Raw genomic sequence first — 22,550 nt, forward strand, 5'->3', positions numbered from 1 at the left:
ATTACCTTATTTTTATAAATGTTTTATAGTGGTCATTCGTATAATACGCTTCGCCGCTCTGTCCAACAATAATTCTTTGAGGTCCAGGTCCAGATATATTCGGGGTAGGATGAACATACTCTTTATAGTATCCAATAGGTTGTGAAGGAAGCCCTATTTTACCTGTTCCCCTATCTGGCAGGTTTTTGAAAACAGTACCATCATTTCTATGTGGGTATGCTCCACCGCTAGCAATACGATCTAAAGTGGGTTTTAAATCAACTGTCCCACTAAAGGTTTGTCCAGTCTTAATATCTTTTACTTTCACTCCTTCAATGAATCTAACCGGATTTTTAACAGAATTTTCCGAAGTTTTACCACCTTTACTCATTCCACCAGTAACCGCCCCCAGAATAGCTCCTGCAAGAATTTCCGACTGCTGTTTATCAATTCCATATCGGCTTTGCAACCCTTGAGCGAACTCGGTACTTGATACGACACCTTCCGCCTCCATCTGCTGCGCCCAGAATGAAGAGATATCATTCTTCATCTGTGATGGAACATCAGCATCAAACAAGCGATCCAGAGCTTCGCGAACCAGCATCCCGTTAGCTGGAATATCGCCATATTTATCTTTACAAGCCGAAGCATCAGAAGCACAAACCGCAATCATTTCTTTCTGTTGATTGAGGCTCAAGTCCTCCATTTCTTTCACGATCTGCTTACAATCACCGCGAACCTCACAGCCTTTCGCTCGCACCGCAAAATCCTCTATCTGCGAAACACGTAGCGAATTATTCTCAACCTCATTCTTCGCTGTATTCGCACCGCTCCCTGCACCCGCGAGATTACCACCGGCAATGCCTCCTGCACCAGCGCCGGCGATTGTCACCAGATTGGCGATCAGCTGTTTTTGCTCGGCAGAGAGTTCGCCTTTTTTCACCTCCGGGTAAAGCAAACTGGTCAGCACGTCTGCACCCGCCGAAGAAACCAATCCACCGGCGGCTCCACCTGCTGCACTTCCCCCCTGCGTGTGCGCCAGAACAGCACCGAGTGCCGTATGCAATGCAATACGAGCCGGTTCGCTACCCGCAGAGACATCTTTCACCAGTGCAGCCAGATAGGGTGCCGCCGCACCACTGATGGCCCCATTCAGGTTCCCACCCAGTCCCCCGGATGCCAGAGAGGTCAGCGCCGACCCCGCCATCCAGAAGGCGCTGCCGACACCATAATCTTTTTCGACCTGCTTCACTTCATGGCTGGTTTGTATCCGCTCATTCAGTTCAGCAGCAGGTACGCCTTCAGCTATCAGACGGGTTCTGGCCTGTTCTTCCGCCTCGCCTTTTTTGCTTGTCTTATAGGCATCAAGCGCCTGTACACCCAGCGCCGTCGCCTCTCGCTGAATGGTTAGTTTGTCTTCAATCTTGCTCCGGTCAAAGCCGTCTTTTACGCTGCCATTGGCACCGGAGGTATCACGGCTGAGCGTGCCCACATCCTGCTGTTGCGCGTCGCTATTTCGAATCTCAATCGTTGCCGGAGACACCGCAGAATACGTCACGCCAGTGGCAGAGCCCTTAACCAACCCCAGCCCCGCCGTCGGCATACTGTCTGTTGACACACTGAGACTAAATCCGCTCCCGTTGTAACGGGACACATTGACTATGTCCTGCCAGCCCAGCGTTCCTGTACTGAGCCGGTTTTTCTCTGCCGTTGCCTCAGAAGCAATAATCGCCCCATCAAGCTGAGTGTGACCACGAGTACGAATCGTAAAGCCATTTTCCCCTGCCTGAATACCACTTTGCTCCTGTACCGAGGCATAGCGATTATTCAATATCTGCTGGCTCAGGCTGGCATTTCCCGCTACCGCTTGCCCACCACAAATCGGTGGAACGCAGATGCTGACATTCAGCCCCGCGCTGGTCGTCTTACTATCATAGCGGGACGTATCCTGCGGGCTGCTGATAAGCAAGTCACCACCAACCTCGGCCTCCACTCGCTTGCCAGAGACAATGGCACCATCCAGGACGGTATCAGAACCACTACGGAGATTTACCGACTCAGTCGCTGTCACGTGCGTCAGTTGATGCGTCTGGCTATTACCGTTTTCTTTTCCCTTCTGCCCGCTGGCAGACAGCTCTACCGTAAAGCCGTTTTGTTGTCCACCCAGCCCGAAACCGACACCCACACCGGCATGCTGGCTGCTGCTACTCCCGGTAAGCTGCGATTCACTTTGCGCCGACATCAGCGTTAGTGAATGACCCGCGTTCAAATCGATATGACGGCCACGAACATTCGCGCCCGCAAGGGTAATATCTTTTTCTGCGTCCAGACGAATATCGCTGTTAGCAGACAAGGTACTCCCTTCACGCGTCACCGCATCTTGTTGCTGTTTGCTCTGACTGGAGCCACCGCCTACACTCACCGTGACTTTGATCGCTGCCGCATTCATATTGCTTGCGACCGTCTGTGTTGCGAGACTGAGCGCCGACTGTGCTGCATAGATCGCACTCAGACGCGGATCTCTTTTATCCTCGACCGATTGAGACAGGCGTTCAACGGCCTGTAAGGCACTCACGGCGTAGCCGGATAAGGCCGTCGTCACACCGTACTGGCTGCTTTGCTGCTCACGCAGCCGATGCTCAGTATCAACTGCCGGATCGACCGTAATATCCCGGCCACTCACAAGCAGAGATTTACCTGCCTGCACATCCGTTCCCGCAATCACGACCTTTTCTTTTGCGGCAATACCTATATCACCATCGCCACTCTGAATAACGCTGCGAATCGCACTTTGCTGGCTAACGTCATCGACTGAGCGATAGCGACTCGACTGCCACCCTACCGTGCCGCTGTAGCCATCGCCGCCCAGGTCGCCGATGGTACTGCGGCTACCAGCGGTTTCATGGCGTGCATGGTTTTGCCCAGGATTAACAATAACATTGCCATTGTTAGCCGAAATAGAAACAGCATTGATCCCCGTAACCGCGCTGCCTGTGATAAGAACATCGCGTTGCTGGCTGTTCAGCGTCACATTTTTACCACTCAGGGTACTGGCAGTTTGTGCCAGCGTATCACCCTGCTGTTTTTCACGTGCGGACTCGCTGGCAAACGGTATCAGACTGACACCATGGTTAGGCCCACCGCTGAGATGACGAATCGATGATCCAATTCCCGGAATAGCATTACTGAACGACCAGCCACTCTGGGTACGGTTTTCCGCCGTTTTTTCCCAGTCGCTGGCACTTTGCAGGTTGATATCCCGCACGGCATCCACTAACAGGTTGCCCCCAGCCTGAAGTGAGCTCCCCGACACCAGAATATTTCCTGCATTGGGGCGGGATACGTTTGTCGTCCCTTCAGCAAGCGTGGTCTGAAGCTGGATATCACCGGCGGCAGTTAACGAGCTGCCCGTTTGATAAACCCCTTGCGTATGTTGCTCTGTTTTACTGCTGTTGCGGCCTATCGAGAGCGCAATCTGAGGCGCATCGAACACCATCGCAGCCGCTTCACTCAGGTATAACCGGGCTTTCTGTGTTACCCCTTCCGTTTTTCCAATATCCCGCAAATTCTGGTAGCTGTCATACGGCGTGCCTTTCAGGGCAATACCTATTCCACTGCTTTTCGTTTCAGAACGGATCGTGATATCCCGCGTGTCTTGGCCGGGGGTAATGTCGATCTCCTGTGCGCGGATCGTGATATTTCCACGCTGTCCCTCTCCACCACCGGCAATAATGTCACTGCCGCTAATCGCAATCCGTTGCCCTGATTGCATCATGACATCGCCATTGACGGCACCAACGACACTGCGCGACTCGCTCTGACGCGTTTCTGCACCGTTATATTCTGCGCTGCTGGACTGTTTCCCGATAGTGAACCCCAAACCGCCACCGCTAATCAGCCCGGATTTTTTCTTCGTCTGCTTTTCATAAACACGCTGTGTTTCGACGCTGGCCGCCATGTCGATGTCATTTCCAGCGCTGAGTGCGACAAGTTGCTCACCGGACAACACCGACCCCGTCATATTGATGTCATGGTCGGCCTGCAACACAACCTTATCGCCAGACAGGACACTTTCTTTCTCGTCGCTGCGGAAATTATCGCGAACGGTATGCGTCACCGTCTTCGAAAACCGCTTCTTCTTGACCTGGGTTTCTTCAAAGAAGGTGTGCTGCGTTTCCGTCGCCGACAGCAGGTTGATGTCGTTACCCGCCTGCGCCGTTACCGCGCCGCTCGCCACGCCCTGTGCCGCCTGCAGGTTGATGTCTCTGCCGGCCTGCAGGTTCAGGCCTTTGCCCGTCGTTAACTCGGTACTCTGCTGGGTGATGTTTTGCTGCCAGTCGGCGTGACGGTTCCACCAGTTGCCGCTGTAGGTTTCTTCGGTTTCAGACAGCAGATTCAGATCGCGTCCGGCGGCCAGTGTCGCATTGCCTTTGGCGTTCAGGCTGGCTGCGTCGGACAGCACATCCCGTCCCGCCACCAGACTCAGATCGCCGCCGGTCAGAAGCTGGCTGTTTGCCACCTCCTGCGTGCGGCGCTGCGCGGTGCTGCCGCCCTGATAGAGCGTCTCTTTCAGCGTATCCTGTGCCGTCAGGCGAATATCGTTACCCGCTGCCAGCGTCAGCGCCGTGCCACCGGAAAGCGCGCTGGCATCGATCTGAATATCCTGACCCGCGACGGCTTTCAGCGTACCACCCGCCGTGACGGTGCTGCCCTGCACGGCCGTATTCAGCGCGGTGTTGCTGCTGCCCCAGCCAATATCGACGCGATTATTAGTCAGCGTCAGTGCCTCCATCGCCACATTGCCTTTGGCATTCAGCGCCATGTCCTGCCCGGCGTTGAGCGTGGCCGCCACGTTGCGGATATCCTTGCCCGCACTGAGCGTCAGGCTGTTGCCCGCGACGATTTCGGCGGTTTTGCCCAGTTCGGTGAAGACCAGCGAGCCGGTGCCGCTGCGCGATGAGGTCGGCTGCGCGGTCTGGAAGTTGCGGCTTTCGGTGCGGTTGATGATGTCGCCGTTGATGCTGGCGAGCTGCAGCGTGTTACCCTCAATCCGGCTGCCGCTGTTGGTGATGTTGTTGAGCGCCACCAGATTCAGGCCGCCGTCTGACTTAATCAGGCCGCCTTCGTGGTTATCAATTTTATCGCCGCTGGCGATTGCCAGCACGTCAACCGCCCTGAGCGTGCCGCTGTTGGTGACGCTGCCGCCCGCGTTCAGCTCGACCTTATTCGCGACAATCGCGCTGCCCTGCAGGTTGCTTTTATCCGCCTGCGCCAGATACAGCTTCGGTGCCAGTACGGTCTGCCCGTTGACCTCGATATTTTCCCACCAGACCAGACTCTGGCTGAGGTTCGCGACCTGATCCGGCGTCAGGCTGACGCCCAGTTGCAGGTTCATGCCTGTCTGCGCCGCCGCCGCGTTATCCAGCAGCGTCTGCATTTGTTGCAGATCGGAGCCGGTGCCGTTCAGGTAACGCTGTCCGCTCTGTTTCAATACCGCCTGGCTGATATAGCGGGTATCAAACTCCGCATCCCCGAGGAAGCGGTAATCGTGATCCGCATCCAGATTCAGCTTGTCCAGCAAATAGGACGAGCCCAGCACCCGGTCAGCCTGCGTCCACTGCGAGCGCGTCTCAACCGGCACCACCGTTGACGGCTGTTGCCCCAGCAACGTCTGCAGATCGCTGAACAGCGCATTGTCGACCTGTCCCAGCTGTTCCAGTTTCGGGTTGGTGTGGATCAGGTAGCGACTGTCGGCATTCGGATCGACAACCAGCAGCCCGTTATTGCCGGTCGGCAGCGGGTACTCCGCAAGCGGGTTGGTGCTCAGGTTTTGCAGCCCGTTGCCGATGGCGCTCAGCAAGTCTGCGGCAGAAAGCAGTGGTGGCGCAGAAGGCGTCGCCCCGCTCGGCAGGGTGTCTGCACTGACCGTCGGCTTCGGTGCATCAATCGCGGCCATGCCCGGTGTCGCCAGTGTGGCAGGGGTGCCCACCGTGCCCGCAACCGTGATGCCCGCCGCGGTGTTGTCCACGTTAACCGGCGTCAGGCTCTTGCCTGTATCGGGCCGTTGACCCGTCGACGACAGCGCAACCGCATCAGGGTTGCTGACATGGCCGGAGGTTGAAGGTTGTAACGCCACCGCGTCGCCGGCGTTCAGCGTCAGCGGCCCGGCGGCAGTCGGTGCCGTAATCGTCGCCGTGATGTTGTCCGCCTGCGCGCCGGTTTGCAGCGCAGTGCCAGACTGTGGCGTCAGCGTGACCGCATCGGGGTTGCTGATATGACCGGAAGCAGAAGGCGATAACACCACCGCGTCGCCGGTGTTCAGCGTCAACGGCCCTGAGGCAGTCGGCGCCGCGATGGCCGTGGTGATGTTGTCCGCCTGCGCGCCCGCTTGCAGCGCGGTACCCGCCTGCTGCGTCAGCGTCACCGCTTTACCCGTCGCATTCATGCCTGCAGCATTACCTGACAATGCAGCCTGTCCGCTGCCTGCTTGGGTGACGTCGACCGCCCCGGCATTAAACGACGAATCCTGGCTGACCAGCTGGCGCGTGGTCTGTTTCTGCAACGGCGACAGCGTGGTGATGACATCCAGCACCGGTTTGGTGGTCGCTGGCATAAACCCGCCGCTGCCCGGCTGCAGCGTGGTATTGCTGATATCCTGCTTAACGTCGGCGGTAATGGTGCCGCCTGCCTGAATTAACGCGTTATAGCTTTCACCAACGGTTTTTTCGGTAGTTGGGGTGCCAACCAAAGAATAAGGAATATATTTCCCCGCACTACTTGCTTCCGTAGATCTATATTTTTTCGCCGAGGAAGCATCATATTTATATGTTAAGTAACTATAAAAAATACCTGACTGATATGATTTATTAACAAGTTCATTTAAATTCAACCTAGTGTTATTTAAAGAATAAAAACCAGATGCATCATTAATCAATCTTGTTGAACTGATGTAAGTGTCTTTTCCGGAGTAAATATTCCCAGCACCATATTTACCATCAATGGAAATTTTTTTATTTCCTACCATCACCATTTTATTTTGGTTGTTTTTTGGCCTGTAAAGATAATACATTGTTGTAGAATCACATTGGCAGCCATTTTTGCCACCAGTACCACCTGTACGTTTGGATTCAAAATCAGTGTCAAGCTTATATTCGTCTGGTTTAAACCAAGATAAAGGGATTGCAACAGATGTACCACCAGCCCAATCCGGCACCGAGTCCCCAGCCAATTCCGTTTCCGTCACCACAAATCCCTCACGCTGATTGGTCAGCGTGCCGGTGTTAATGGTGATATCCCCGGATTGCGTTTCAATGGTGCCGGAGCTGTTGAGCAGCGAGGTGCTGGCCGCCCCCTGGTCATCACGTTGAATGAGCAGGTTATTGCCCGCCAGAATGGTGCCAAACACGTTGGTCAGCGAATCCGACAGCAGGCGCATATTGCCGCCCGCATACAGCATGCTGCTGTTGTGTAACAGGCCGCCAGCCTGCACCAGCAGGTCGCCCGTGGTGCCGATCAGTCCTTTATTGTTCAGCGTATTGTCGCTTATCAGCGTCAGATTGCCGCCCGCCTGAATGCTGCCCGCTTCTGTCTGCACGATATCTTTGGCACTGAGGCGCGATTCGCCGCCGCCCGCCAGAATATTGCCCTGATTGGTCAGCGTGCCGGTGCTACTCAGTTGGACGGATTGCCCTTGCAAGGTGCCGCGCTGGTCGAGGTCGCCCGCCACGTTCAGCGTCAGCTGTTTCCCGGCCGCCATGCTTTGGGTGAAGGTCAGCGGCCCGGTAATGTCGGCGCTCAGGTTGCCCAGCGCCACCAGTTGTCCGTCCTGTTGCAGTTCCTGCGTTTTCAGGCGCAGGTCCTGCGCGCTGTAGAGCTTCGCCCCCTGACGGTTAATCAGCCGCTGCGTCTGCAGCGCCAGCTGTGTCAGACCCAGCAGCGTGCCGTGGTTGTCCAGTTCATCGGCGATAATCTCCAGTTCGCCCGCCTGCACCAGCCCGTTGTTCACCCACCGCGGGATTTTCAGCGTCAGTTTGTCCTGCGCCATCAGGCTGCCCTGCTGGGTCAGCTGTGTGGTGTTCAGCGCCAGTCCGCGCCCCTGCAGCCAGCCGAGGTTGTCCACTGCCGCCGCGTTCAGCGTGGTGGTGCCATCGGATAACAGCTGCCCGCCCTGCTGGTTGACAATCCTGTCTGTCGCGTCCAGTTGCAAGGCGGCGATACCCTGCACCGTGCCGCCGTTGGTTAACGTATTCCCCGTCAGCGTGGTGGTGGTGGCTTTGATGTCGCCCTGATTGTCCAGCGCCGCCGCCTGCACGTTCAGCGTGCCGTCGCTGCTTAAACGCGCCTGCGAGGCATGGGTAAACTGGCCGGTGACGGTGGCATTAAGCGCACGGTCGCCGCGCAGGGAGCCGTGATTATCGAGTGCCTCCGCGCCCAGCGTCAGCGTGCGGCCTTGTATCTGCCCGCGGTTGGTGATGTCATGCGCCGTCAGACTCAGGTCGCCGCCGCTGACCAGCTGGCTGCCCTGCGCGCCCTGATAAGTCCCGCTCAGCTGCAGCGTCCCGCGCTGTACGCCCAGCAGATTGCCCTGCTGTTCCAGGTCACGGGCGGTCAGGTGTAACGCGTCCGACTGCCACAACCCCTGATTGTTCAGCACATCCGTCGTCAGTTCGCCCGTGCCGCCGCTCAGCAATCGCCCCGTTGCCAGGTTATCCACGCGGTCGGTGAACTGCAGCGTAAAGCCGCCGACGCCCGTCAGCGTGCCGCCGTTTTCCAGCGTCGTGCCGGTTAACGTCACCGTGCCCTGCGAGAACAGTTCGCCCTGATTGTTCAGTGCGTCGCCGCTGAGCGACAGGCGGTTCAGCCCCGCCACCGTGCCGCTATTGCGGAACGTGTCACCGTCCAGCGTCAGCGTGCCTGCCTGCCATAAACCGGCGTTATCTGCCTGTTTAGCCTGGAGCGTAGCCGCGCCTTTGCTGAGCAGCTGACTGCTTTTATTGCCAACATAGCGCAACACGTCGAGTAGACGCAGCGCGTCAGTGCCCTGAATACGCCCCTGATTGTCGATTCCATTAGCGCGCAGTTGCAGGTCGTTTGCCTGCAGCGTACCGGCATTACTCAGCGTGCCGCTGTCGAGGCGGCCTGCGCCGTTGGTCAGCAGTTCCGCTCCGGCGCGGTTAATCAGCTCATCACGGCTGGTGACCGTCAGACCACTGCTGCCCAGTACGCGCCCGCTGTTATCCAGCGTAGTGGTGGTCAGGTGCAGCGTGCCCGCGGCTATCTCACCGCTCTGGCTCAGACGCTTGGCCGTGATAACAGCCTCACCGTCGCTCAGCAAACGAGATTGTGCATTTCCCTGATAGCTGCCCGGCAAATCAAGACGCAGCCCGTCCTGACCGAGCAGCGTGCCACCGTTTGTCAGGTCGTTTGCGGACAGTTCCAGCGTCTTGCCCTGCCAGAACCCGTCGTTCATGACCGTGCCCGCCTGCGCCTGCAGAGCCCCGTTGGTCAGCAACTGGCCGGTGCTGCCGACCGTCAGGCCGTCACGCAGTTCCAGCGTGATACCACGCTCACCGATAACCGTGCCAGCGTTACTGAAAGAACTCCCGTTCAGCGCCAGCGCCCGGCTTTCCCAGCGTCCGCTGTTGTTCAACTGATTGCCGCGCAGCGTCAGCGTGTCGGCGGTATGTAACAGGCCTGCGCCCTGATAGTCACCATTGAGCGTCAGCGCCCCGTCGGCAATCACGTTGCCCGCATTGTTTATCGCCCCGCTGTCGAGCGTCAGCATACCCACGCCGGACACGGTGCCCTGATTGTCGAGCTGGCTGGCGCTCAACCAGCCGTCACCGCCGGAGAGCAGCGTTCCCTGATTGGTTAACCGGCTGGCGGGGTTGGCGCGATCCAGCGTGATGGCTAACCCGTGGTCCCCCTGCATCCGCCCGCGGTTGGTCAGTTGCTGTGCCTCAAACGTCAGGCGGTCTGCCTGCACGTCGCCATCGTTTGTCACGCTCGCGGCACGCAGTACCGCGACGCCCTGTGACAGAAGTTTCGCGTTTTGCTGATTCGTCAGGCCGTTGGCGGCACTCAATGACAACGCAGCAATACCAAAAATCTGTCCGCTGTTAGTCAGCTCGCTGGCCTGCAGCGTGATGTCGCCCGCCTGCCACTGGCCGCCGTTATTGTCGACCCGATCCGCCGTCAGCGTGCTGCGGCCCTGGCTCAGCCATTTACCCTGATTGCGGGCCGTCCCCGCAATCGCCAGCGTCAGCGCATCCACGCCCAGCATTTTTCCGTGGTTATCCAGCGTCTGCGCATCCACCATCAGCGCGCGCGCTTCCAGCGTCCCCTGCTGGTCGATATGGTTTGCAACGATACCCAGCGTGGTGCTGCCGCTGATTAAACCGCGATTATCCAGTTTATTACGCAGATCGAGTTGCAGATCGTCGGAGCCCAGCACCTGCCCGTGGTTCAGCACATCATTAGCCGCTATCGCTATTTGCTGGCTAATAAGATCGCCGCGATTGGTCAACACATCGTTGAGAGACAGTTGCAGGCTGCGTGTGCCGTTGATCTGACCATCGTTAGTGAGATCGTTGGCGGTGATGGACAGTGCATGGCTGTTCAGCGCGCCCTGATTATCCAGCTGATTGCCGAGCTCCAGCGTCAGCCCGTTCACGCCCGTCAGGGTGCCGTGGTTGAATACGTCATTGGCCCTGAGGGTCAGCGCATTACTGCTGATGTCACGCGTGTTATTCAGCGTCCCGTTCAGGTTTAGATTCAGGCTGTCCACGCCGGTGATTGTGCCGCTGTTGGTCAGGTCATTCGCGTTCAGCGCCAGCGCCGCCCCGTACAGCGTGCCGGTATTGGTGAGGCTGTCACCGACTGTCAGTTCGAGCCGGTCGAGGCCGTTGATTTTCCCACGGTTGTCCAGTCTGTCGGCCTGCGCGGTCAGGTGATAGCTGCTCAGCGTACCCTGATTGGTTAAGGCGTCATCCAGCATCAGTTGCAGACCGTTAACGCCGGTCATCTCACCCGCGTTGGTCAGCGTACGGGCAGCAATATCGGCGTACTTGCTCCACAGCGTACCTTTATTGTCTACATCACCGTTTGTCAGCGTCAGTGACTGGTCGCCCTGAATATGACCGGTGTTGGTCAGTTGCTGCGCGTCGAGCGTCAGGCTGTCTGCCTGCCATTCACCGTCATTGCTTGCCTCGGTCGCGTTCAGCACCGCCTGGCCCTGTGTGAGCAGTTGGCCGGTTTTCGCATTGTCCAGACGGTTTTTCACCGACAGCGACAGCGCCGACAGCCCCAGCAGTTGGCCGGCATTCCCGACGTCATCCGCCGTCAGCGTCAGCGTGTTGCCCTGCCAGCGCCCGTCGTTCATGACCGTGCCCGCCTGTGCCTGCAGGACCCCGTTGGTCAGCAGTTGGCCGGTGCTGCCGACCGTCAGGCCGTCACGCAGCGCCAGCGTGATGCCGCGCTCACCGATAACCGTACCGGTGTTGCTGAACGAACCCCCGTTCAGCGCCAGCGCCCGGCTTTCCCAGCGTCCGCTATTGTTCAACTGATTGCCGCGCAGCGTCAGCGTGTCGGCGGTATGCAACAGGCCTGCGCCCTGATAGTCACCATTAAGCGACAGCGCCCCGTCGGCAATCACAGTGCCCGCGTTGTTTATCGCCCCGCTGTCGAGCGTCAGCGTACCCACGCCGGACACGCTGCTCTGATTGTCGAGCTGGCTGGCGCTCAGCCAGCCGTCACCGCCGGAGAGCAGCGTGCCCTGATTGGTTAACACGGCTGGCCGGATTGGTACGGTCCAGCGCGATGGCTAACCCGTGATCCCCCTGTATCCGCCCGCGGTTGGTCAGCTGCTGGGCGTCAAACGTCAGGCGGTCTGCCTGCACGTCGCCGTCGTTTGTCACGCTAGCGGCACGCAGTACCGCGACGCCCTGCGACAGGAGTTTCGCATTTTGCTGATTCGTCAGGCCGTTGGCGGCGCTCAGCGACAACGCATCAATACCAAAAATCTGCCCACTGTTAGTCAGCTCGCTGGCCTGCAGCGTGAGGTCACCTGCCTGCCACTGCCCGTGATTGTCGACCCGATCCGCCGTCAGCGTGCTGCTGCCCTGACTCAGCCATTTCCCCTGATTGCGGGCCGTATCCGCAATCGCCAGCGTCAGTGCATCGACGCCCAGCATTTTTCCGTGGTTATCCAGCGTCTGCGCGTCCACCGTCAGCGCGCGGGCTTCCAGCGTCCCCTGCTGGTCGATATCGTTCGCAACGATACCCAGCGTGGTGCTGCCGCTGATTAAACCGCGGTTATCCAGTTTATTACGCAGATCGAGTTGCAGATCGTCCGAGCCCAGCACCTGCCCGTGGTTCAGCACGTCCGCTGCAGTGATATCGATGCGCTGGCTGGTGAGGTCCCCGGTGTTGCTCAGGGTGCCGCCCAGCGTCAGTTGCAGGTCACGCGTGCCGTTAAGCAGTCCGCCGTTGGTCACGTCGCGGGCGGCAATGGCAAGTGCCTGACTGTTCAGCGCGCCCTGATTATCCATCTGATTGCCGAGCTCCAGCGTCAGCCCGTTCACGCCCGTCAGGGTGCCGTGGTTGAATACATCATTGGCTTTGAGCGTCAGCACATTGCTGCTGATGTCACGCGTGTTATTCAGTACCCCATTCAGATTTAGATTCAGGTTGTCGACGCCGGTGAGCGTGCCACTATTGGTCAGATCGTTCGCGTTCAGCGCCAGCGCTGCCCCGTAGAGCGTGCCCTGATTATCAAGGCTGTCACCAACGGTCAGTTCGAGCTGGTCAAGGCCGTTGATTTTTCCTCGGTTGTCCAGCCTGTCGGCCTGCGCGGTCAGGTGATAGCTGCTCAGCGCCCCCTGATTGGTTAAGGCCTCATCCAGCGTCAGTTGCAGACCGTTCACGCCGGTCATCTCACCCGCGTTGGTCAGCGTACGGGCAGCAATATCGGTGTTCTTGCTCCACAACGTACCTTTATTGTCTACATCACCGTTTGCCAGCGTCAGCTTCAGTGACTGGTCGCCCTGAAGGTGCCCGCGGTTAATCAGGTTCTGCGCGTCGAGCGTCAGGCTGTCTGCCTGCCATTCACCGTCATTGCTCGCCTCGGCCGCGTTCAGCACTGCCAGCCCCTGAGTGAGCAGTTGGCCGGTTTTCGCATTGTCCAGACGGTTTTTCGCCGTCAGCGTCAGCGCCGACAGTCCCAACAGCTGGCCGGCATTCCCGACCTCATCGGCCGTCAGCGTCAGCGTCTTCGCCTGCCATTGCCCACGGTTTTCCAGTCGGCTGGCGGTCAGCGTACTGTCGCCCTGACTCAGCCATTTTCCGCTGTTGCGCGCCGTGGTGTTAATCGCCAGCGTCAGCGCATCGACACCCAGCATCGTGCCCTGATTGTCCAGTGCGTTCGCCTGCACCTGCAACTGGCGGCTTTCCAGTGAACCCAACTGGTCGACCTGACCTGCCTCAAGCTGTACCCGCTGGCTGCCGCTGATAAGACCGCTATTGCGAGCCGCATCCTGCAGCGTCAGGTGCAGCGCGTCACCGGAGAGTTCACCCTGATTGAACAGGTCGGTCGCCGACAGCCCTAACGTCGCCCCATACAGTTGCCCCTGATTGGTCAGGCTATCGGCAACAGTCAGTTGCAGTGCCTCAACCCCGGCGACTTCGCCGCTGTTAAACAGGCTATCGGCCGTGATGTCGGTGCGCTGCCCCAGCAGCGTGCCCTGATTATCCAGCGTTATTCCCTGCAACTGAATGGCATTCGCCTGCCAGCGCCCGCGGTTGGTGAGCGTCGCACCGGACCAGTCCAGCAGACCGTCAGTCTGCAGCGACCCGCTGCCCTGATAATGGCCCACCAGTGACAGCCCGGTGACGGCCACGATATCGCCGTCATTCGCCACCGTCTCACCGATAAGGGTTGCCGTGCCGTTGCTGGCGAGGGAGCCCTGATTGGCTAGCTGCGTGGCGCGCAGCTGGATGTCGCCCCCGGAGACCAGTGTGCCGCGGTTGTCCAGTTTGCCGTCGACAGGTAACCCAATCTGAGGGGAAGGCTGCGCATTGAGTTGCTGGATATCTGCCGCCAGCGACAGCGCCATTGGCAGGAGTGAACGTTGATGAAGGGCACCCGCGGATTCTATGGCGATGTCCATATTACCTTCGGTCTGAACCCGTCCTGCGTTGGTGAAGCGTGCAGCCCGCAGCGACAGGTTATCCGCCCGCCACTCGCCGTGGTTCGCCGCCTGCGCAGCCTGTAACACCGCCGCGCCCTGCGTCAGCAGTGTGCCGGTTTGTTGATTGGTCAGCCCATGCTGTGCGGTGATGGACAGCGCGTCAATCCCCAGCAGCTGCCCGGCATTAGTAACCTCATCCGCATCAAGCAAGAGGGACGCTGCCTGCATCAGGCCGCTATTGTCCACCTGCTGAGCGGCAACCGAACCGGTGCCCTGCGTCAGCACATTCCCACTGTTCGTGACCGTGCCCACAATGGCGAGCGTCAGCGCATCCACACCCAGCATCTTGCCCTGATTGGTCAGCGAGGCAGCGTCCAGCGTGACGGTTTTTCCTTCCAGCGTGCCGCCCTGTTTGACGTCACCGGCTGTCACCGCCAGCGTATTGCTGCCGCTGATGACGCCCGCGTTATCCAGCAGACCGGTGGTGTTCAGTTGCAGAGTATTAATACCCTGCATGTCGCCGCGGTTGTTCACGTCCACCGCTGCAACCGACAGGCTGTCGCTGCGCAACGTGCCGATATTATTCAGGCTGTCGCCGAGCGACAGCGTTAGCGCATCGACACCGGTGATGTCACCGTGGTTAACCAGACGATCCAGAGACAGCGCGACCGTGTTCCCCAGCACCGTGCCCTGATTGGTCAAGTGCTTCCCTTGCAGGGACAGCGCCCGGCTTTCCCAGTGCCCGTTATTCGCCAGCGTGTCGCCGTGCAGCGTCAGTGTGCCCGCCGTGTTCAGCAGGCCACGCCCCTGATAGTCGCCGCGCAGCGACAGCCCCGTCGCCGCGACCACTCGCCCGTCGTTAATCAGCGACACTGCTGTCAGTTCAGTACGCCCCAGACTGGAGAGCGTGCCCTGATTCTCCATCAGGCGCGCGAACAGCGTGGCGTCCCCACCCGTCGTCAGCGTGCCGCGGTTGATTAACGTCCCTTTGCCGTCTGTCGCTGGCAGCGTCAGGGATAAGGCCTCATCGCCCTGGATCTGGCCGTCATTGGTGAGATTATTCGCCGTCAGCGTCAGCGCTTTCGCCTGCCACTCTCCGGTATTCACCCCCTCCGCCGCCGTCAGCACCGCCGCGCCCTGAGACAGCAGCTTGCCCGTCTGCCGGTTGGTCAGCCCGTTGGCCGCCGTCAGCGTCAGCGAGGACACGCCGAGGATGTTTCCCGCGTTATCGAGTTCATCCACCTGCAGCGTGACGTTTTTTGCCTGCAACGTGCCCCGATTGATAAACCGCTGTGCCGTGGCGCTGCTGTCACCGTCACTCAGTAACTCACCCTGATTCGACAGGTTGCCGGTTATCGCCAGCGTCAACGCGTCCGTGCCCCGCAGCGTGCCCTGATTATCGAGCTGTGCCGCGTCCACACGGAGCTGATTGCCCTGCAGCGTACCGGTATTCGCCAGATGGCCAGTGACAGCCAGCGTCAACGCGTCCGTGCCCCGCAACGTGCCCTGATTATCAAGCTGTACCGCATTCGCACGAAGCTCATTACCTTGTAGCGTACCGGCGTTAGCCAGATGGCCGGTTAAGAAGAGCGACAGAGTATTGATACCGCTGACCATACCGCGGTTGTCGAAAGACGCGCCGTCTGTCGTCACCGTTAACGCCTGCAGCGAGCCCCGGTTCTCGGTCTTCACCGCCTGAAGATGCAGCGCCTCTCCACTGAGCCAGTCGCCGCTATTGATAAAGGTATCGGCGACGGTCAGGTTCACCGCCCCCTTCGCCTGTGCCTGCCCGCTGCTGGTGAGGGTATTGGTGTGAATCGTCAGGGCATTACCCTGCAACGCCCCCGCATTGCTGGCTCCATCGCTGTGGATCGTCCAGTTGCCTGCGGTCAACAAGCTGCCGCGGTTGTCCAGTTGCCCGGCGGTAATCTGTCCGTCGCCGGTCATACTGGTTTTGCCCGCGTTCAGCCAACGCTCAGCATTCAGCAGGAACTGCTGCGCCTGAATCGCACCGTCGGTCTCCGCCTGTCCCGCGTTTATCGTCAGGTCGGTGCCCGCCAGCAGCGTACCGCGGGCGGACTGCGTCAGTGAACGCGTGGCGTCCAGCTGCAGCGCGTTGTCAGCCTGAATCGTCCCCTGATTGGCAAGCGTGCCGGTGTGCAGCTGTAAGTCAGGGGCGGTGAGCGTGCCGTCATTACTGAGACGGTCAGCGGTTATCTGCAGGGTGTTGCCCGCCTGCATCAGGCTGCGGTTATCCAGTGAGTCACCCAGCGTCAGCGCCAGTTTTTCACCCGCGCTGAGTGTGCCGCGATTCACCAGACTGCCGCCGTGCAGCGCCAGCATCTGCCGGGCGTTGATAACGCCGTGGTTTTCGCTCGTCTGGCTGGTCAGGTCAAGTGCGTTTGCGGTCACCTCGCCCTGACTGGTGAAACTGTCAGCCTGTGCGGTCAGCGTGGCGGCCTGCAGCGTACCACCGTTGGTGATGTTGTCAGCCAGCAAAAACAGCGAGTTATCCGTCAGGATATTGCCCTGATTGTTCAGCGCCGCCTGCAGTTCAAGTTTCACCTCGTGCCGGGCGCTGAGTAATCCGCGGTTATCCAGGCGCTGCGCGTTAACCGCCAACCGATCGGCGGCGGCCAGCGTGCTGCGGTTCGTTATATCACCGCCGCTGAACGTCAGTGCCTGCAACGCAGCGATATCGCCCTGGTTATCCAGCGTCTCTAACGTCAGCGCGAGGGTTTTCCCTGCCAGCGTGCCGTGCTGCATCAGACGCCCACCGTCAACGGTGAGCACATTACCGGCCGTCAAATTCCCCTGCCAGTCGCCCTGCTGCGTAACACGCACCGTGGCATTGTTCTTCGCCTGAAGCTGGGCGCTGCCGGCACCGTTAAGGGTCTTTGCTTCCAGTCGCACGTTTTCAGCGCCCGCGCTGCCCGCCAGTGACACCGTGTCGCCGCGCATCTCAAGCGCCGATTCTGCCTTGATACCGCTTTTCGCATCCTGCTGCAGCGATTGTCCCGCCCCGACCGTCACCTTGCCCGCGGCAAGCTGGGTCGCGTTAAGAGTGACATTGTCACCTTTGAGAATGAGTTGATTGGCAGAGTTGACCGTGCCCTGTGCATCGACGCCCGCACTGATAAGACTGTTTTGTGCGTTCAGCGCCCCGTCTGACCGGAGAGCGATATCCTTCCCGGCCCGCAGCGTGGCGTCCTGCAGCGTGATGTCCTGCTTCGCGGTCAGCGTCAGCACGTCACCCGCCTGCTGCTTGCCCCGCAGCGCCAACGCGTCCGCATCCGCCTGAATAGTGCCTTTCGCCACCGCATCGCCGAGGCTGAGCTTGCCGTTGGCCGACAGCGTGATATCGCCGCTGCGCGCGCTCAGGTTGCCGACGTTAACGCCCACGCCTTTATCGCTGGAAACCAGTTTGATGCGGTTGGTGTACATCCCGCCGAGCGCGCCCGTATCCAGCGCGACTTTTACATTACTGCCAGCCACGTCGCTGTCCGCCGCCTGCGCCGTCACCTTGCCCGTCGCATCGACCTGATTGGCACCGAGCACAATCCTCGCATCGTTGGCATTCAGCCCGGCATCAATCTGCGCGGTGCGGGCTATCAGGCTCAGGTAGTCACTCTTGCTCGCATCCAGCCCCTGCCCGGTCAGCGTGATATCGCCGCGCTTCACGTCGATATGCTGCAGGTTCCCCTGCGCGTCCAGCTGCGGTTTTCCGGTGGTCAGCGTCACCTGCGGGGCGTTGATAAAGCCGCAGCCATCGCAGGTGATGCCGTTGGGGTTCGCCACGATGACGCTGGCCTGCTTGCCGCCGACTTCCAGGTAGCCCGCCAGCGTACTGCGGTTGCTGGACACCACTTCGTTGATGATGGCGTCGGCAGCTTTGCCTTTCAGGTTAGGGTTGTTCTGGATCAGCCCGCCGAGCTGCGTGGGATTGAGCTGTTCTGTGCCGTTATTCAGGATCAGACCGGGCTTGTCGACGTTAAAATCGCGGTACTGGTTGTGGGAGATCCCCGCGCTGTTTGGCGTGGCGATATTGATGACCGGGACGCCATTGCCGGCCTGATCCAGCGCGGTATTGCCCGTCGCCACCTGCACCCCCGCCGCCATGGCTGGCAGCAGCGGCTGAAATGCAATCAGGTGGATCAGCGTATACGCCAGCAGGCGCTGTGTGGTTTTTATTGGTTTCATCCCTGATCCCCGGTCTTAATGACTACTCATGAACAACAAAAAGTTAAAAATTAAAAAGACAGCCCAACGCGGTAATACACAACCGTGCTATCCGGTTTTTACTGGCGAGACTCACGATGGAATAGCCAGACTGGTTATATAGCCCCGTTCGATATACCAATTACCGACGTCATGAATGAGTTGATTTATATTGTTAACATTAGTACAACGATTAATGCGTCCTTTACTTAACTTATTTTTATCTTTTTCATCTAACAAAGATCTATTGTGATCATTAATACTCTTAGTAGAAAAAGCGTGCTCGGCATCGCTCCTTCCATTTGAGTTTATCGTCGTTTGTGTTTGATTTAACTGCAATAAGGCATCACGCTGCTGCAGAGACTGGTCAATCACCTCGGCCTGCCGCTGCTGAATATCATTTCTGTCTGCCGAATTAAGCGGCGCGGAGAGTACGGTATAAGAAAATAGCGCAGGCATGATAACGAACAGCCTGAAAAAACCACGCATGGCTTCATCCCTGATAATAATTTTTTTGGCATAGTAGAACCGTTAATTACCAAGCTCAATATGTCAGGTAATATATAATTTTATGACAATGGGTTTGCGTTAAGTCACGATAAAATACTTCCTTAAGCAATAATTTTAGATTGGTGACACCCCGTCATACAATATTGCGTATTTCATGACCTCTTCTTATCGACTCTACGCTTGTATCTCATCACGTTCCGCAGCATTCAGAACCTTAGTCATTACACGAGGTAGCATGGCCATGCAGAAGAGAGGCAGGAAAAACCTACGTTTAGAAACAAGGTATCAACAACGAAATCCATATCATGGTTTAGACATAAAAAATCCGGAATCAGAGGACTGATTCCGGATTGTCTTTTACTGGCAGGAACGTTTAAATATTCTTAAACGCTCAACACTCGCCACATTGGCGGGCTTCATTTTGTCATCTACTTACGCAGAACGGCTTACGCGTCTTCATCCTCTTCTCTATCGACGATGCGTTCTACACGCACCAGTTCAATACGGTATTCGGACACTTCGATGATGTGGAAGCGCAGGTTGTACAACTCGATGATGGCACCGACTTTCGGGAACTCATCACTATGCGCCAACAGCATTCCTGCCAGTGAAGCATAATCTTCTTTCGGATCAACCAGCTCGCTGCTATTCACCACCTGTTGCAACGCGTGTAGATCCGTTCCGCCTTTCACCAACCAGCCTTCGCCGTCAGGGATGATATCCAGCGTTTCGTCTTCATCCGGGAATTCGCCCGCAATCGCTTCCAGCACGTCCAGCGGCGTGACCAACCCTTGCACCACACCAAATTCGTTGGCGATGATAACCAGGCTACCTTTCGCACGACGCAGAACAGGCAGCAGGTTAATCACATCCAGCGTTTCCGGCACGACGATTGGCGGGTTAGCCGCAGCAAAGCTTTCCACATCGGTCTGCGTTTCCAGCGCCACCAGCAGATCCTTGGCGCGGACGACGCCAATAAGCTCATCCAGCGAGCCACGACAGATTGGGAACAGGCTGTGAGGCGTATCCAGCAATTGCATACGGATCTGTTCGACAGAACTTGCGCTATCCACCCAGGAAATTTCAGTACGCGGCGTCATCACGCTGCGCAGCGAACGCGAGGCTAACGTCAGCACGCCGCTGATCATATTGCGCTCTTCCTCAGCGAATTCCTCTGTAGTGAGTTTCTTCTGCGGTTCATCCGCATCCACATCGTCCGTGTTTTTCCGTGAGCCCATCAGGCGCAAAATAGCCTCTGCGGTGCGTTCACGCAAAGGACGGTGCGACTGATGCTTCATAAAGTTATGACGGGCAATTTGGTTAAACAGCTCGATCAGGATAGAGAAGCCAATCGCCGCGTACAGATAACCTTTCGGAATGTGGAAGCCAAGACCTTCCGCCATCAGGCTCAAACCAATCATCAGCAAGAAGCTGAGACACAGGACAACCACCGTTGGATGCTCATTGACGAATCGGGTCAACGGCTTAGAAGCAATCAGCATGACGCCCATCGCAATGATCACCGCCGTCATCATGACGCCCAGGTGATCCACCATTCCTACCGCAGTAATCACGGCATCCAGCGAGAACACGGCATCCAGCACGACGATCTGTGCCACGACGGCCCAGAAGCTCGCGTGGGCGCGATTGCCATTGCCGTCGTGCGTTTTATTCTCTAGCCGTTCATGTAGCTCCATCGTCGCTTTGAACAAGAGGAACACGCCGCCGAACAGCAAAATCAGGTCACGACCCGAGAAGCTGAAATCGCCAAGGCTAAACAGTGGACGCGTCAGGGTGACCATCCAGGAAATCAAAGACAACAGCCCCAGACGCATTAACAGCGCCAGGCTTAAACCGATAATGCGGGCTTTATCTCGCTGTTTGGGAGGTAACTTATCCGCCAAAATGGCGATAAACACCAAATTGTCGATACCCAGAACAATTTCCAGTACCACCAGCGTCAATAAGCCTGCCCAGATTGAAGGATCTAGCAAAAATTCCATGTCAGACTCCAGAAAATGAACGAGCAGATGACATCAATGCATGAGCCGCATTGAATGGTAATAAAAAGAGTTGGTGTGAATCAGAGAGATTCTGAATGTGGTCTGAGTGACCAGCTGAGTACAGAAAACCGCCAGCATTAGCGGGAAAACAGAGAACGTTTTGTCGGTGACAGTCCATGGGAAGGGCTGATGCCCGGTGCTCCTAAGCAATTTAAGGGACGTTTACTCTAACAGGTTGTTACCAATTTTCACAAAGAATTTCTTCCGGTCGGCTTCGCATTGATAACGCGTCTAAATTTTCCTATTTAGCGCCCTTTTAGCCCGTGGTTTAACTGGTCAGCATTAGAGCATCATCACACTATTTATTTTTTCGATAAGTAAAATAAATCTGTCAGTCACGATTTCTAGCCTGACAACCTGGAGGAACACAGTGAATGTCATGAATCCACGGTAAAATTTTTTCTTGCAGCCATACTAATACCGCGACGGTTAGCGTTCAGCTCGTGAACGCTAACCCGGTTTCCTGACACATTGACTCTTTTTTGATCGTGAACGTGAGGAGGTAGCAAGTGAGTATTGCAATCATGTTATGCACTCACGGCGCCACTGCGGGACCGCTGTTAAAGACGGCAGAAATGATTCTTGGCGAGCAAAGTAATGTCGCCTGGATTGATTTCGTTCCTGGAGAAAACGCCGAAACATTGATAGAAAAATATCAGGAAAAACTCACGCAGTTAGACACATCACAAGGCGTGCTGTTTCTCGTTGATACCTGGGGCGGCAGCCCATTCAACGCCGCCAGCCGCCTCGTCACCGACAAAGAAAACCATGATGTTATCGCCGGCGTGAATATTCCCATGCTAGCGGAAACCTTTATGGCCCGGGATGATAATCCGTCCTTCTCCGATCTGGTTTCTATCGCGTTGGAAACCGGCAGAGATGGCGTAAAAGCCCTGAAACATCAGGAAAAATCCAAAGTCGCGTCCCCTTCTCCTCCACCAACCCCAAAGGCCAACGCTGTACCCACACCGGCAGGACCCGGCGAACACATGAAGATTGGGCTGGCTCGTATCGACGACCGCCTGATTCATGGTCAGGTCGCCACCCGCTGGACGAAAGAAACCAATGTTTCGCGCATTATTGTTGTCAGCGATGAAGTCGCCGCCGATCACGTGCGTAAAACGTTGCTGACTCAGGTTGCGCCACCGGGCGTTACCGCGCACGTGGTGGATGTGGCAAAAGCCGTTCGTGTTTATGACAATCCGAAATATGCCGACGACCGCGTGATGCTGCTGTTCACCAATCCGACGGATGTATTAACGCTGATCGAAAATGGCGTAAATATCACCTCGGTCAATATTGGCGGGATGGCATTCAAGCAGGGGAAAACGCAGGTCAATAATGCCGTCTCTATCGATGAGAAGGACATTGCGGCGTTCCGTGAATTAGATAAACGCGGTATTGAATTGGAGGTTCGGAAAGTATCAACCGATTCCCGAATTAAAATGATGGACTTAATTAACAAAATGCCGCGTTGATGCCTATCGTGCTACGACGGTTATTAACGCTAATGTCACCATCAATAATAGCTTTATAGACCTGACGATTTTCAAGATATGCATTTATGTCGATATTGAAAAGCTTTATGTCGACA

The 22,550-nt window shown here is 57.2% G+C and carries 4 protein-coding genes and 1 pseudogene; 1 reads left to right on the forward strand and 4 read right to left on the reverse strand.

What is annotated here, in order from left to right:
- Nucleotide 1: 1 nt before the first annotated feature.
- The 4 genes and pseudogenes from MYB54_RS11920 to MYB54_RS11935 all read right to left on the reverse strand — a co-directional run bounded on the left by MYB54_RS11920 (nt 2) and on the right by MYB54_RS11935 (nt 20,896).
- Entirely contained in the window at nt 2–11,767 is an 11,766-nt protein-coding gene (locus tag MYB54_RS11920; protein WP_248720810.1) for a hemagglutinin repeat-containing protein, read from the reverse strand.
- Nucleotides 11,730–18,365 carry a filamentous hemagglutinin N-terminal domain-containing protein gene (locus tag MYB54_RS11925; protein WP_248720811.1) on the reverse strand — a complete coding sequence of 2,212 codons (6,636 nt, stop codon included), beginning with the start codon at nt 18,363–18,365 and terminating at the stop codon, nt 11,730–11,732. The genes MYB54_RS11920 and MYB54_RS11925 overlap by 38 nt, the downstream gene beginning before the upstream one ends.
- A 114-nt stretch (nt 18,366–18,479) precedes the next feature.
- Nucleotides 18,480–18,872 (reverse strand): annotated as a pseudogene (locus MYB54_RS11930) (POTRA domain-containing protein); the annotation flags it as partial.
- 467 nt (nt 18,873–19,339) lie between these two features.
- Nucleotides 19,340–20,896 (reverse strand): TerC family protein, encoded by a 1,557-nt coding sequence (locus MYB54_RS11935; protein ID WP_075278093.1) that lies wholly within the window; start codon nt 20,894–20,896, stop codon nt 19,340–19,342.
- 569 nt (nt 20,897–21,465) lie between these two features.
- On the opposite strand from MYB54_RS11935, the gene manX reads away from it, so the two are divergent.
- Complete coding sequence (manX, locus tag MYB54_RS11940) at nt 21,466–22,434, forward strand: PTS mannose transporter subunit IIAB (protein WP_248720812.1); 969 nt, start codon at nt 21,466–21,468, stop codon at nt 22,432–22,434.
- The last annotated feature ends 116 nt before the right edge of the window (nt 22,435–22,550 follow it).

It is taken from the genome of Pectobacterium nicotianae (genome assembly GCF_023272715.1).
Classification (GTDB): domain Bacteria; phylum Pseudomonadota; class Gammaproteobacteria; order Enterobacterales; family Enterobacteriaceae; genus Pectobacterium; species Pectobacterium brasiliense.

Excerpts from the sequence above, each read along its gene's own strand:
- MYB54_RS11935 (WP_075278093.1), bottom strand. The coding sequence starts at position 20,896 with ATGGAATTTTTGCTAGATCCTTCAATCTGGGCAGGCTTATTGACGCTG.
- MYB54_RS11925 (WP_248720811.1), bottom strand. The coding sequence starts at position 18,365 with ATGAAACCAATAAAAACCACACAGCGCCTGCTGGCGTATACGCTGATC.